Origin of the sequence: Amycolatopsis sp. NPDC051903, assembly GCF_044452505.1 — a bacterium.
Classification (GTDB): domain Bacteria; phylum Actinomycetota; class Actinomycetes; order Mycobacteriales; family Pseudonocardiaceae; genus Amycolatopsis.
Genome location: NZ_JBITBT010000065.1, coordinates 16,122 through 29,542, shown reverse-complemented (window position 1 = coordinate 29,542; position 13,421 = coordinate 16,122). Strand labels below are relative to the sequence as shown.

The window sequence follows — 13,421 nt, the reverse complement described above, 5'->3', positions numbered from 1 at the left end:
GGCATGGAACGGCGCACGCAGGCCGCCGTGCTCGCGACGGAACTGCGTGAGCGGAAGGAGGAGTAGCGTTCAGGCGGTGAGCGACGGCGGCTCCAAGAGCACGTCCGCCGCCGTGCTGCAGGCGGCGGAGGGCCGACGTCTCGGCGATGTCCTCGGCACCGGTGGTGAACCGCCAGGACTGTGTGTTGGGCGTCGACAGCGCGCTCAATGATGAGGCCTGTGGGCCGCGGGGTCATGCGGGAGAATACGCCGGACCCGACGAGGCGTGGCTTGATCGAACGGCTCGAGGCGGAGCAGCTTCTGGCGTTGTACACAGACGGGCACAGCAGTCGTGGCCGCCTGCGGCGGGGCTGCGAGCGAGCAGGCCCGGCTCGAAGCCACCGCGCGCCGATAGACTCCCTTCAAACCCAGCTGTTGCGTCTGTGGCTTCCGCGAGCGCCTGGACGAACGGCCGGAACTCGCCCGGAGGCCGCCAGCCATCTTCCGCTTCGGCCGCCTGGTCGCCTCGGTGCCCCTTCACCCAGCCAACCGGTGACCGACCTGCTGCGGGTCAACGGATTCGGTACCGCAGCGCGGGTCCTGCCCGACCTGGCTCCGCATAGTCGGGGATTCCCAGCCATCGCCGCCCCACTGCGGCTGGTGGAAGCGGGTTTCCGCCGGCACGCCAACAGTCGTGCCTCCGCACGCCTGATTTCGGGCTCTGCACCCTCCCTGCTTCGGTTAGCGGCGCTGGCAGATGGGCTGTTGTTCCGCGACGGGTCGCGCGCGAATCCGGACCCCAGCTCGTCAGATCGGTGACGCAAGGCTTGCACACCCCGCACCTCCGCTGGCGTTCCATCACGCCAGATGTTCACGGGAACCGGCCGCGGGCGTCGGCCACCTGGTGGGAGACTTTCCGGTTCTGGGTTTCGGTGCTGATCAATTCGGCCACCTCGCCGGGCAGCAGCTTCAGAATGCCGTCGAGGCGGCACAGGGTGTGAAGCGCCGTCGTCACTGCCACGGCGGCCACCGGCACCTCGGCGCGCGTGGTGTCGGCGGACCCGGCGAACCGCGCGACAAAGCCCAGGACGCCGTACCGGGTCGGTACGAATGCGGGATGCCAGTCCTCGTAGAACAGGCCGCGCAGCAGGACCGGCAGCTGAGCGGCGAAGTGCGCGGCGTCTTCTGCGGTTAGCCGGTCGCGCACGGTGTGCAACCACGCCCGCAGCATCCGGTATGCGTATCCGTCGTCAGAGGTGCCGAGCCGAGCACCGACCGCGGCCAGCCACTCGTGCGCCGTGTTTTCCGCATGCGTAAAGGGATCGGACATCGTGGCCTCCCGCCGACGAGGACCTCCAGGTTCGCACCGGCTGGTTCACCGGAAAAGGGCCGAAGGGCCCCGGCCCGCTCCTCAGCCCCGTTGACGTTCGCTTCACGTCAGCGGCCGGCGGTGCCAGACGAGCTTGTCGGTCTCGACCATGACGAAGGCGACCGCGGCGGCGACCAGAACCCGAGCCCAGGTCCCGGCCCCGACCGGTGCTGTGTGGAACAGGACGTTGACCACCGGCACATAGGTGATCACCAGCTGCAGCGTCACGGTGATCCCGATGCCGAGCACGAGCATTCCGCTGTGGCCGGGCCAGGCCCGTACGACGAGCCGGTTGAGGGAACGGCAGCTTACGAGGTAGGCGATCTGCACGCCGACGAACACGTTCATCGCGCTCGTGCGCGCCGCGGCTGCCGCCGCGCCCGCGGCCAGTTCGGTCCGGTAGGCCCAGAACGCGGCCGCCACGAGCAGAATCGACAGCAGCACGACCCGCCGCAAGAGGGAAACGGTGAACAGTGGTTGCTGCGGTTGCCGCGGCGGGCGGCGCATCAAGCCGGGTTCCTTCGGCTCGAACGCCAAGGTGAGCCCGAGGAACACCGCGGTGGACATGTTGATCCAGAGGATCTGTACCGGCACGATCGGCAAGGTCAGTCCCAGCAGGACCGCGATCAGCACGACCATCCCCTCGCCGATGTTCGCGGGCAACGTCCACGCAATGAACTTGCGCAGATTGTCGAAGACACCCCGGCCTTCTCGCACAGCGGTGGCGATCGAGGCGAAGTCGTCATCGGTCAGCACCATGTCGGCAGCCTGGCGTGCCGCGTCCGTACCGGTCCGGCCCATGGCGACGCCGATGTCCGCGTGGCGCAGCGCGGGTGCGTCGTTCACGCCGTCGCCGGTCATGGCGACGATCTCGCCCCGGCGTTGCAAAGCCTGCACCAGGCGCAGTTTCTGTCCCGGTGACACCCGGGCGAACACCTGTGTGCGCGCCACTTCGGCGTCGAATCGCTCCTCGGCGATCTGATCCAGCTCGGCGCCCGTCAGCGCGACCGGCTCCGCAGCCAACCCGACGGAGGACGCGATCGCGCGAGCCGTGCCGGGGTGGTCACCGGTGATCATCTTGACGTCGATACCCGCGCCGTGACACGCCTTCACGGCTGCCGCCGCGTCCGGACGTGGCGGATCCCGCATCGCCTGCAGGCCGAGGAAGATCGGCCGTGGGCTCGCCGACGGGCTGAACCGCGCGAATGCCAACACCCGCAGCCCTCGCTCGGTCAACTTGCGGTGCGTACGCATGACTCGGTCGACGCCGGCGTGCCCGAGCGTGTCGCGGCACAGGGCGAGCACCTCCTCCACCGCACCCTTCACGTAGCCGCGATCCCCGTGCACCGTGGTCATCAGTCGCCGTTCCGGCTCGAACGGCACCACATCGGTCCGTGGTGCAGCCGCCCGCAACGCGGCCACGTCCACACCCGCTACTACGGCGGCGGCGAGCAGCGCACGTTCCGTCGGATCACCTTCGTCGGGCTCGGCGGTGTTGCACAACACTCCCGCGACCAGGCACTCCAGCAGCGCGGGACTCACACCGGCCTCCTCCGGCGGGACTACCCGGCCATCCGCCGCGACCTCACTGACGGTCATCCGGTTTCGTGTCAGCGTGCCGGTCTTGTCGGTGCAGATCACCGTGGTCGACCCGAGGGTTTCCACCGCGGGGAGGTGGCGGACGATCGCACCCCGCCGCGACATCCGCACGACGCCGATGGCCAGGACGATGGTCATCGCGGCAGGCAGCCCCTCCGGGATCGCGCCCACGGCGAGCGCCACGGCGGCCGTGAACACCTCAGGCACCGACGCACCCCGCACCAAGCCCACCGTGAATGCGACCACGGCGACGGCGACGACCCCGACGGTCAATTGCCGGGAGAACCCGGCAAGCTTGCGGGTCAGCGGGGTGGCGACCGTGCCGGCACCCGTGACCATGCGCTGGATGCCGCCGAGCTGCGTCGCCGCACCGGTAGCCACGACCAGCGCCCGCGCTGAGCCGCGAGCGACCACCGTCCCCGCGTACGCAGCGTTGGTCCGGTCAGCAACGGTGGTGTCATCCGGCAATACCGCCACCGCCTTCGACACCGGTACCGACTCACCCGTCAGCGCCGACTCGTCGACTTCCAGCGCGTGCACCTCGACGAGCCGGACGTCGGCCGGCACCCGGTCACCACCAGCCAGCTCCACAACGTCGCCGGGTACGACTTCCTCGACCGGAACCCGGCGCGCGCGACCGCTGCGGACCACTATCGCGTCCAGCGGCACGAGCCGGGTGAGCGCGTCGAGGGCATGCGCTGCGCGGGACTCCTGCACGTACCCGATCAGCGCATTGAGCAGAACCACACCACCGATGACCCCGGCGTCAACGTAACCGCCGAACGCCAGCGCGACGAATCCCGCCGCCAGCAGCACGTATATCAGCGGGTCACGAAACTGCGACAGCACACGGCGCAGGGGCCCCGGCCTTGGTGCCGTCTCGAGCCGGTTCGGCCCGTGGCGGGCCAGCCGGGCCGAAGCCTCACCCGCGTTCAGCCCAGCTGCCAGGTCGGTCCGAAGTCTTCGGGCCAGCACCTCCGGGGGGACCGTGTGCGGTGCGTCGAGCGCTTCGGTGGTGCGCTCGGTCATCGCGCGTTGTCGCCGCAGTGGGGCTTCGCGCCAACGAGCTCGTGCAGTTCACGCGCCACGTTTGCCCGCACCTCGCCTCCTCAGCCCTCAAGCCGGACCAGGTGGTGCATGATCCCCGCCGCGCGCGTCCTGCCCGCAACCTCGTAGCTGATGTCCACCGGCCGGCGCATCTCCCGCACAAACCACCTGCTTCGGATCAGACGCTCGGGTACTTGGCGAGGATTTCCCGCAGCGCGGCGACGAACCGCAGTGACTCGTCGTGGTCACGCTGCCAGACGTTGCGGCCGAAGATCAGCCCGGTCGCCCCGGCCTCCATCGCTTGGCGCGCCTTCTCGAGCATCGCGTCGTCGTCTGCGCGGGATCCACCGGACACGAGCAGCAGCGTCCGCCCGGCCGAGCGCACAACAGCGTCGATCGCTTGCTGGCTCGTGAAGTCGGCGTCGTAGGCCCGCGGCACGTGCGACTTCTTGGCGGGGTGCGGGAAGTTCACCTTCACGACGTCGGCACCGAGTTCGGTGGCCGTCCGCGCCGCGTAGTCCACTGCGTAGAAGGAATCCCGACCGCCCTTGGCCTCGATCGCCGCACCGCGCGGGTAGGCCCACACGATCAGCGGCATGCCGAGCCGGTGGGCGTCCGCGCGGACCTGACGCAGCTGCGCGAAGTCGTGCTCCTGCGCAGGCGTACCGACGTAGAGGGTGTAACCGACCGCATCCGCCCCGAGCCGGACGGCGTCCTCGACGCTGCCGTGCAGCGGCGACAGAGCCTCCGCGTCCGACGGGATCTCCGTCTTGCCGTTGAGCTTCAGCACCAGCGGGAGCTCCCCGGCATAGTCCCAGTAGAACTTCTCCGCCAGACCGATCTGGACCGCGATTCCGTTGAAGCCGCCTTCCACAGCCAGCTTCAGGATGTACTTGGGGTCACCAGCCGCTGGGTTGGCGAAGAAGTCCCGGGGACCGTGCTCGAGCCCCTGGTCGTACGGCAGGAAGAACGCGGTCCCGTTGCGCAGGCCGTGTTCGTGCAGGATCCGGTGCAGCCGCGCCTTCTTGCCGGTGTTCAGCCCCAGCTCCGCCAGCGGTGGACGAGGTGTCATGGCGAGTGTCCTCTCCGGACTGGTGGGGTCAGGGACCCACGGGGACGGCCGGTTTGCCGTTCGGCTCGGCCGGCTGCGGCACCGCCAGCTCGGCCGGCTGCGGCACCGCCGGCTCGACCGGCTGCTGCACCGGCGGCTTGGCCGCGGTGGCCTCGCGGGTGAGGAACGACCCCAGCTCGCCGATGGTGCTCATCAACGGAGCCGGGAACACGACCGTGCTGTTGTGGTCGACCGCGATCTCGACGAGGCTCTGCAAGTTGCGCAGCTGCAGGGAAAGGGGGTGCGCCATCATGGTGTCCGACGCCTCACCCAGCTTCGTCGCCGCCAGCGCCTCACCCTCGGCGTTGATGATCTTCCCCCGCTTCTCCCGTTCGGCTTCGGCCTCCTTGGCCATCGCCCGCTTCATCGCCTCCGGCAGCTGGATGTCCCTCAGCTCCACCAACGTCACGTCGACCCCCCACTCGGTGGTGGTGTCGTCGAGGATCCGCCGGATGTCGGAGTTGATCGCGTCCGTTTCCGAGAGCGTCTCGTCGAGAGTGTGCTGCCCGATGACCTTCCGCAGCGTCGTCTGCGCGATCTGGTTGATCGCCGCGTGCACGTTCTCGATCGCGACGACCGACTTCACCGCGTCCACCACGCGGAAGTACGCGACCGCGGAAACGTCCACGCTCACGTTGTCCCGGGTGATGATGCCCTGCGACTGGATCGGCATGGTGACGATCCGCAGCGAGATCCTGCGCAGCACGTCGACCACCGGGATGATGAACCTCAGCCCCGGCTCCCGCACCCCGATCACCCGGCCGAGCCGGAACTGCACACCCTTCTCGTACTGCTTGACGATCCTGATCGACAGCCCCAGCACAAGCAAGACCGCCGCGGCGATCCCGGCGATGACCCAAGGGTTCATGGCGTCGCTCCGTTCCTCTTGGCTCGATCCCGCAGGACCAGCCCGCAGTCATGTCCGATGAGCTCCTCCTCGACGTCGACCACAGGGTGCCCCCACCAGCCTGCTGAGCGGTCATCGCGCGGCCTGCCCTCTGCCATCACAGTCCCCTTCGTCGAGGCGGACGTACCGACTCCAGGACATCAACCGCGCCGGGCAGGCGGAACGGTCGCTGGACACCGGTGCCAAGGACCAAGGACCCGGAACGGGCGCGCTGTCACGCCACTGACGGAAGACCCGGGCGAAAAGACCTAGGGCCCCTGTCCGCGGCTCGGCCGGCGCAACACACTGGACGAAGACATTCAGGAATGGCCGGCGAGGAGACGCACCGCTGATCCGGCGTGTGGTCCCGCTCAGGAGAACGAGCCGACTTCCGAGGTGTGCCGTGTTCGCTCGGGTGGTGTGGTGTTCGACGATCTGTTTGGCAAGTCTGGTGTGCCTGCTCGGTGTCCTGGTCGTCCCGCCCGCGACTGCGCTCGTGGTCGCCACGGCGGCGCTGGCCCTGGCTTCGCTCGTCTGGTTGTGCGCAGACGGAGTGCGCTGGGTGGAGCGCCTGTTCGGCCCTAACCACGCGGCCCGGCGCGCAGCGACGGCGGTGGCGATGGGCCTGATGGTCGTCGGGTACTTCGCCGCCACCGTCACCATGGTCGTCGGCTCAGTTCCCGCCGCGACGACTACGGCCGTGCTGCTCTTCGTGACCGTCTGGTCCGGATGGCGAACCCTGCTCAAGAAGCCACATCGACGCGACCGGCGCCGACGGACGACGTCGGCCGTACCCTGCTCGGTGCCCGTCAGCTCGCTCTCGCTGGACGAGCTCTGTCTGGCGTGGAGACGAAGCTTCGTGCAGCTGCAACACGCGAGAGACGAACGGATTCGGCACCTCGTCGTCTCCGCCCGACAGGACTACCTCGACGAGCTGGAACGGCGCGACCGGCATGGATTCGCCAAGTGGCTGGACAGCGGAGCGCGGGCAGCAAGTGACCCGAGTCGGTTCGTGCACCCGATCGAATGGCCCTGACAGCTCTCGTGCACCGCCATCCGGCAACGAATCTGCAACCTCGTACTCGAAAGGAACACCTATGACGACGCATTCCGATCCGCTCGCACCCGCACACCAGACCGCCCGGCGCTGGCTGATCGCGGTCGCTGAGCAACTGGGCACCGACGACCACCAGTACGTTTACCGTGTACTGCGAACGTGGTTGCACCTGGTCCGTGACCGACTGACCGTCGAGAGTGCCGCGCACTTCGCGGCCCAGCTGCCCGAACTCCTGCGCGGCGTCTACTTCGACGGCTGGAAACCGAGCAGAGTCCCCGTCCGCTACGACGCTGCCACCTTCACCACCCGGTTCGCCGAAGACGCGACCATCAGCCCTCGCGACGTCCCGACGACCGCGAGTGCGATTTCCGCGGCACTGGACTCCCTGTGCTCGCCAGGTCAGCTCGACCACGTCTTCACGCTTCTGCCGGCCGCCCTGCGCGGCGAGCTCGAGTTCAAGACGACAGCCGTTCACCGCCGCTGAACGCATACGCCCGACGGACCTCCGGCTACGGATGCGGCGTCGGGGTGCACCTCACGGACGGCCGGAAGGGGTTCCGCGCACGACGACCACGGGGCAGAGCGCGTAGGACATCAAGTTCTGGCTCGTCGAGCCGAGAGCCAAAGCCGCCACCCCGCCACGGCCGCGACTGCCGACCAGCAGCTGGGCGCGATCCGCGTAGCCGAGCAAGCCTTCCGCCGGCCGTGCCTTCACCACCACGCTCCCGATGTCGACATCGGGATACTTCTCCTGCCACCCGGCGAGGCGCTGGGCTAGTAGCTCACGCGCGTGCACTTCGATTGCGTGCGTTTCTCCGGTCCGGTCACCTTCCTCGAACACAGCCGACAGGAACGCGCCCCGCCAGCAGTGCACCGCGATGAGCTGGACCGATGCCACGACGCCTCCGCGCCTGAGGGTGCTGCATCGACTCCGACCACCACCGGCCCGCCCATCGGTGGGGCATCCTCACCGGCGTGCGGCCGGATGAAGGCGACCAGGCACTCGGCGTGCGCAGCGAGAACGACCGACACCGAACCCAGGAAGACACGCCCGAGCGGCCGAAGCTCCGGCGAGCCGAGAACCAGAAGCCCGGCGTCGGCGGATTCGGCGCACAACGCCACCGCCGGCCGCCCCGGGCGGAACACCACCTTCGAGGTCCACATCGGCGCGATTTCCTCGGCCCCCGCCTTTGTCTCTGATCCGGGAGTCGAACGGGGCGAGATCGTCGTGGTCATGGGGCTCTCAAGGTCGGGCAAGTCGACCTTGCCGCGCACGCTGAACGGCCTGCTCCCGGCTACCGCGGGGCGGGTCCTTGTCGACGAGGCCGATCTCACCACGATGACGCTGCTCAAGTGCCGCCCTGCAGGGGCCAACGAAGCGCGCTGCGGTGCTGTCCTTCTTCGAATACCGCATCCAAACGTTCTCCAAGGGCCTCCCCTCCCACGGCTGTCTCTCCACCCGTACGGCCGTCGAAGTGAAGAACGAGGCCCCGGGCGGAATCCGCAGTCTGTACCAGAGAGGTGCGGCAGCCACCGAAGTGGCGCAGGGCAAGGCTGGCGGTTGTCGGTGAAGATCGAGGTTGGGAGGGTACAGATCCCGGCGTCGTCGCCGGCCATCTTGCCTACGCAGCAGGGCTTTTCCGATGCCCCGTCCACGGCGGCCTTCACGGCATTCCGGCCGCCGCGGTTGACCGTATGGACGCCCCTGCGGTCGCCGCCGCCAACTGTGCAGTCGAATCGATCCGTACCAAAACAGGCCCACGTTTCCTCGAATTGCCCATCCCACAGACCCCAGGCTCGGCATGTCGGCCGGAGACACCGATCTTGGAACAGTCTCCACGGCCTCAAACAGCTACCGCTGGACGTGGGCGGTGGCCATCATGCCGACATCTTCATGGTCCAGGACGTGGCAGTGGTAGACGCTGCGTCCGGGGTAGTCGGTGAATGCGATGCGCAGGCGCACCCAGCCTCGGGCGGGAACGAAGACGACGTCTTGTTGTACCCCGATCGGGGGCTCGCCGGTGCTGTCGCCCAAGAGGTGCATGGGCCAGACGTGCAGGTGAAACGGGTGAATCATGGGGCTGGTGTTGATGACCGTCCAGTCTTCGGTGGTGCCGAGCTGAACGGTTTGATCATCCCGGGTGGGGCTGTAGGTGCGCCCGTCGATGGTGAAGCTCATCATCTCGCTGCCTCTGCCCATGCCGAAGGTGAGTTGCCGCTCTCGCACGATCGGACCTACCGGTATGGGTGGGGCGGGCAGTGTGGCGGGCAGCGCCGGGGCCGCCGCCGCGGGGCCGGCGACGTCCAGGGTGCCCAGGACAACCTGGCTGCTGGTGACCGAGCCTCCGCCCATGATGCTGCCGCGGTCATAAGCTTCGCTGACCAGGGCGTACCGGCCGGGTGCAGTGGGCCGGATGAGGAGGTCGGCGCGGTTGCCCGGTGCCAGCACCACGAGATCCCGCGCTGTGGGGGCGGGCAGGAACCAGCCGTCGAAGGCCACCTGGGTGAGCTGGTGGCCCTCCAGCCGCAGCGCCAGCACGCGGGACGTGCAGGCGTTGATGACCCGCCACCGCTGCGCGGCCCCGGCCGCGGCCGCGATGACGGGCTGGTGCTGGCCGTCGACCAGCACCAACGTGCCCTCGCGGCCCATCATTTTGGCCATTGCGCTCACCGACGCCACCCGGCCCGCGGTGTCCAAAGTGGTGTCGGTGACCAGCAGGACCCGCTCCCGTGGGGCGAGCGCGGGACCGCCGTCGACCAGCAGTGCCCCGGCGAGACCGGCGAAGATCTGATCAGCCACGGTGCCGTGGTGGTGCGGGTGGTACCAAAACGTGCCAGCCGGGTGATCGTCCGGAACACGAATCTCGTAGTCGAAACTTGTCCCCGGTTCGATCCTCAGGAACGGGTTGTCGCTGTTGCCCTGCGGGGAGACGTGCAGGCCGTGGGTGTGCAGGTTGGTGGCTTGACCCACCTGGTTGAACAGCCGAATGCGCAGCAGATCTCCCGGCCGCACCCGTAGCGTCGGGCCCGGTGACGTACCGTTGAACCCCCACGCCGCGGTGTCACGGCCAGCCAGACGCACTCCCGGTGCTGCCGTCAGCTGCACCTGCAACACGCCGGCTCGGCTGCTCAACTCCGCGGGTTCAGCCAGAGGCTGCCCACTCGCCCCGGCTGACAGGCCCCCGTCCCCGCCGACAGCCCCCAGCCCCATCGCCCACCCGGTAGCACCGGCCGCGACGCTCGCCGCCCCCAACCCGAGCAAACCGACGGCGCGGCGACGACTGATCGGCTCCCTGCTCACTGCAGCTCGGCCATCCGGCGCCGGTACTCCTCCTCGTCGATCTCCCCCCGGGCGTAGCGCTCGTCAAGGACCCGTCGCGCCGAGTAGCCGGCACCTCCGTCAGCCCCTCCCCCTCGGGACCCGCTGAGCCTGCCCCGCGCCAGCAGCACCCCCAGGTAAACCAAAACCGATAGGCCGACCACGATCAACACAGGCCAAACCCACCACCAGCCCGTCACCCAGCAATAGCCATCCATCGTCGGCGACCCCGCTTCATTGATCAGGGTGCGGGCCTGCGACTGACTCTCCACACATGTCCCTGCCTCCAGTGTCCATTCTGTGTGCCCGCACGGCACCCCGCGTGTTTCACCGCCGAGTTCAGGGCCACCTGTCCTTCCGGCGACCGGGCGTCGAACTCCGAGCGGGCGGCCGCAAGGTCGCGATGGTCGGCGACGGCGTCAACGACGCGCCCGCCCTCGCCCAAGCCGACGCCGGCACCGGCGGCGACTGCGCTGTCCGGTCGGGCGGGCACCCTGCGCACGACGCGGCAGAACCTCCGCTGGGCCATCATCTTTTCGACAGCTGACATCTCACCCGCCGCGCAGCGCGGCGGGGGTGAACACGGCCGCTGTCACCACTCCGATGGCCACCGCCAGGACCAGGTAGGCAAACGTGCGCCGCACCGTTCGCGCCGGAAACCGGTTACCGAAGCGCCCGGCTGCCACGGACGCCAGCAGGGCGACTGTGGCGAACACCGAGGCGACGCGGTAGTCGAGGTCGGGCAGGGTAGTCGCGTGGGCGGCCAACCCGCTCAGCGAGGTGAGCACGATGACGACCAGCGAGGTCGCGACGGCCTCCGGCGCGGTGAGCCCCAGCAGCATCGTCAATGCGGGGATGATGACGAACCCGCCGCCGACTCCGAACAGGCCGGTGAGCACCCCGACGACCGCGCCGACGGCCAGAGTCTTGGGCACACAGCTGCGCCAGTTCACCCCGCCTCCGCTGGTCCGGCAGGCGCCATCCGGCGCCGGGGCGGCAGTGAGCATCCGCACCCCAACCATCGTCATCAGACCAGCGAAGGCAACCAGCAGCCATCGGTCCGGAATCAGCTTCCCCAGCGCCGTGCCAGCGAACGCGGCGGGGACGCTCGCCACGACGAAGACGAGCGCGACCGGCCAGCGGATCACCTTCGACGCCCAGCGGGACACCAGGCCACCTGCCGCGGACACCGCCACGACCACCAGCGACGTCGGGATCGCCGAGCCGAGCGGCAATCCGACCCCGTAGACCAAGGCCGGGATCGCCAGGATGGAGCCGCCCGCGCCGAGCACGCCCAGGGCCGCGCCGACGACCAGGCCGAAAATCGCGGCCAGCAGGATCGTCATGGGGTCTGCTTCAGTCGGCCGCCATGCGCAGCCCGGCCGATGCCGCCCGGTCGAACTCGTCGTCCACCGCGACAACCAGGTGTCCGGCCGCGGCGAGGATCGAGGCCGCGATCGACGCGCGATAGCCGGCCTGGCAGTGCACCCACACTTCTCCGGCCGGCACTTCGCCGAGGCGGTCCAGCAGCTCGTGCAGCGGGATGTGCAGGGCGCCATCGATGTGGTTCTGCGCCCATTCCAGATTGCGCCGGACATCGAGGACCGTCACCGGCCGGTGGTGGCGGACCAAGGTCAGCTCGCCGAAGTCCGCCCGGGGGAAAGACCCCAGCGGCGCGTCACCCGACCACATTTCCGGGGTGCCGGAAGCTGCCGCCTCAATGCGGTCGATGCCGATCCGGGCCAGCTCGCGCTGCGCGTCGGCGACCTGGTCCGCCGTGTCGCCGAGCAGGCTCAGCGCGGTACCCCAGGGAATGAGCCAGCCCAAGTAGGTCGCGACACTGCCGTCGGCGCCGAAGTTCAGGGTGCCCACCACGTGCCCGGCGGCGAACGCAGTCCGTGACCGCAGGTCCACCACCCACTCCCCCGCCTCGATGCGCAAACGGAGCTCCGCGGAATCGGCGGTCGCCGGATCGGTCAGGTCGGGCGCAGCAGGTCCGGCCAAGTTCGCCGGAGCCATGTGCGCGTAATACGCCGGATAGGCATCCAGCCCCGCCAGCAGTTCGTCGACATAGGCTCGCTCGTCCTGGGTGAGCACAGGGTTCACTTGCTTCTCGCGGCCGATCGTCGACCGATCAGCTTCGGACTGCGAGGCAGAGCAGAAGCTACCGAAGCCGTGCGTGGGATAAATCTCGACCTCGTCCGGCAGCACCTCGGCCAGCCGGTGCGCCGACGCGTACTGGCGCTTCACCAGCTCGCCGGTGTGAGCCGGGCCGAGCAGGTCAGGGCGGCCCGTGGAGCCGTGCAGCAGCGAACCGCCGGTGAACACCGCCGAGCTCCGGCCCGGCGCCTCCAGCACGTACGACAGGTGGGTGAAGGTGTGTCCCGGGGTGGCCATAGCCCGCACGCGCATGCCGGGTCCGACGTCGATCACGTCGCCGTCCTCGACGGGCGTGCGCTCGAACGAGACTGGGTCCGCGCCGTTGACGTGGTAGGCCGCGCCGGTGGCGCAGGCGAGGGCAAGCCCGCCGGTCACGTAGTCGTTGTGGATGTGGGTCTCGAACACGTGCGTGATCCGCAACCCACGCGCTCCGGCCAGGCCCAAGACCCGGTCGATGTCGCGCTGCGGGTCGACCACGAACGCCGTGGTGCCGTCGCTGACGAGATAGCTGCGGTCGCCGAGGCTCGGCGTGTCGATGGCGATGATCTCGATCATAGGATCTTCTCCTCATACCCCATGGGGTATCTGAATCCAGGGTAGCTCACTCGCCACCACTTCTCCAGATACTCCCGGGGGCATAGTCAGTGCGACCGGCCGGCGCACGTGACGACTTCTTCTCGCAGCCGCAGCGTCACAGCATTCCCGGGCGAACTTCCAGAGGCTTTGGTCCCTCGATTGCCCCTTCCTAGTACCCCAGGGGGTATATTACTCAGCGGGGCACGGTCTCGAGATCCACGGAGGAACACCGGATGTGTCAGAGGATCGCCTGTTCGAAATGCGGGAAACCGTCCTACCGCGGTTGCGGCAACCACGTCGAGCAGGTGCTGGGCGACG

11 protein-coding genes and 3 pseudogenes are annotated in these 13,421 nt (G+C 68.9%); 4 read left to right on the top strand and 10 right to left on the bottom strand.

Annotated elements, in window-relative coordinates; all coding sequences use genetic code 11:
- Positions 1–850: 850 nt before the first annotated feature.
- The 4 genes from ACIA77_RS50865 to ACIA77_RS50850 form a co-directional block, all read right to left on the bottom strand.
- Entirely contained in the window at positions 851–1,309 is a 459-nt protein-coding gene (locus ACIA77_RS50865; protein WP_395893455.1) for a DUF2267 domain-containing protein, read from the bottom strand.
- A gap of 102 nt (positions 1,310–1,411) precedes the next feature.
- Entirely contained in the window at positions 1,412–3,976 is a 2,565-nt protein-coding gene (locus ACIA77_RS50860) for a cation-translocating P-type ATPase (RefSeq protein ID WP_395893454.1), read from the bottom strand.
- Between the two features lie 196 nt (positions 3,977–4,172).
- Positions 4,173–5,066 carry a class I fructose-bisphosphate aldolase gene (locus tag ACIA77_RS50855; RefSeq protein ID WP_395893453.1) on the bottom strand — a complete coding sequence of 298 codons (894 nt, stop codon included), beginning with the start codon at positions 5,064–5,066 and terminating at the stop codon, positions 4,173–4,175.
- A 28-nt stretch (positions 5,067–5,094) separates the two neighbouring features.
- Positions 5,095–5,973, bottom strand: coding sequence for a slipin family protein (locus ACIA77_RS50850; protein WP_395893452.1), 879 nt, complete (start codon positions 5,971–5,973; stop codon positions 5,095–5,097).
- 457 nt (positions 5,974–6,430) lie between these two features.
- On the opposite strand from ACIA77_RS50850, the gene ACIA77_RS50845 reads away from it, so the two are divergent.
- A complete protein-coding gene (locus tag ACIA77_RS50845) occupies positions 6,431–7,027 on the top strand; it encodes a hypothetical protein (RefSeq protein ID WP_395893451.1) in 597 nt (198 codons plus the stop codon).
- A 61-nt stretch (positions 7,028–7,088) separates the two neighbouring features.
- Positions 7,089–7,532 (top strand): DUF2267 domain-containing protein, encoded by a 444-nt coding sequence (locus ACIA77_RS50840; protein WP_395893450.1) that lies wholly within the window; start codon positions 7,089–7,091, stop codon positions 7,530–7,532.
- 51 nt (positions 7,533–7,583) lie between these two features.
- Here ACIA77_RS50840 and ACIA77_RS50835 read toward each other — a convergent pair whose 3' ends face one another.
- Entirely contained in the window at positions 7,584–7,946 is a 363-nt protein-coding gene (locus ACIA77_RS50835) for a universal stress protein (protein WP_395893449.1), read from the bottom strand.
- 143 nt (positions 7,947–8,089) lie between these two features.
- Positions 8,090–8,212, bottom strand: a pseudogene (locus tag ACIA77_RS50830) (universal stress protein); the annotation flags it as partial.
- Positions 8,213–8,282: 70 nt separating this feature from the next.
- Here ACIA77_RS50830 and ACIA77_RS50825 point away from each other — a divergent pair.
- Positions 8,283–8,327, top strand: a pseudogene (locus ACIA77_RS50825) (hypothetical protein); the annotation flags it as partial.
- A gap of 573 nt (positions 8,328–8,900) precedes the next feature.
- Here ACIA77_RS50825 and ACIA77_RS50820 read toward each other — a convergent pair.
- Both ACIA77_RS50820 and ACIA77_RS50815 read right to left on the bottom strand, forming a co-directional pair.
- Positions 8,901–10,163: a multicopper oxidase family protein gene (locus ACIA77_RS50820; protein WP_395893448.1), complete on the bottom strand. Its 1,263-nt coding sequence runs from the start codon at positions 10,161–10,163 to the stop codon at positions 8,901–8,903.
- A gap of 182 nt (positions 10,164–10,345) precedes the next feature.
- Positions 10,346–10,639, bottom strand: a complete 294-nt coding sequence (locus ACIA77_RS50815) for an SHOCT domain-containing protein (protein ID WP_395893447.1) — start codon at positions 10,637–10,639, stop codon at positions 10,346–10,348.
- Between the two features lie 101 nt (positions 10,640–10,740).
- On the opposite strand from ACIA77_RS50815, the pseudogene ACIA77_RS50810 reads away from it, so the two are divergent.
- Positions 10,741–10,851: pseudogene (locus ACIA77_RS50810) on the top strand (HAD family hydrolase); the annotation flags it as partial.
- A 67-nt stretch (positions 10,852–10,918) separates the two neighbouring features.
- Here ACIA77_RS50810 and ACIA77_RS50805 read toward each other — a convergent pair.
- Together ACIA77_RS50805 and ACIA77_RS50800 are read right to left on the bottom strand one after the other, a co-directional pair.
- Complete coding sequence (locus ACIA77_RS50805; RefSeq protein ID WP_395893446.1) at positions 10,919–11,713, bottom strand: sulfite exporter TauE/SafE family protein; 795 nt, start codon at positions 11,711–11,713, stop codon at positions 10,919–10,921.
- A 10-nt stretch (positions 11,714–11,723) separates the two neighbouring features.
- A complete protein-coding gene (locus tag ACIA77_RS50800; protein ID WP_395893445.1) occupies positions 11,724–13,082 on the bottom strand; it encodes a rhodanese-like domain-containing protein in 1,359 nt (452 codons plus the stop codon).
- Between the last annotated feature and the right edge of the window lie 339 nt (positions 13,083–13,421).

Coding starts and splice junctions, on each gene's coding strand:
- ACIA77_RS50865 (WP_395893455.1), bottom strand. CDS start 1,309: ATGTCCGATCCCTTTACGCATGCGGAAAACACGGCGCACGAGTGGCTG.
- ACIA77_RS50860 (WP_395893454.1), bottom strand. CDS start 3,976: ATGACCGAGCGCACCACCGAAGCGCTCGACGCACCGCACACGGTCCCC.
- ACIA77_RS50855 (WP_395893453.1), bottom strand. CDS start 5,066: ATGACACCTCGTCCACCGCTGGCGGAGCTGGGGCTGAACACCGGCAAG.
- ACIA77_RS50850 (WP_395893452.1), bottom strand. CDS start 5,973: ATGAACCCTTGGGTCATCGCCGGGATCGCCGCGGCGGTCTTGCTTGTG.
- ACIA77_RS50840 (WP_395893450.1), top strand. CDS start 7,089: ATGACGACGCATTCCGATCCGCTCGCACCCGCACACCAGACCGCCCGG.
- ACIA77_RS50805 (WP_395893446.1), bottom strand. CDS start 11,713: ATGACGATCCTGCTGGCCGCGATTTTCGGCCTGGTCGTCGGCGCGGCC.
- ACIA77_RS50800 (WP_395893445.1), bottom strand. CDS start 13,082: ATGATCGAGATCATCGCCATCGACACGCCGAGCCTCGGCGACCGCAGC.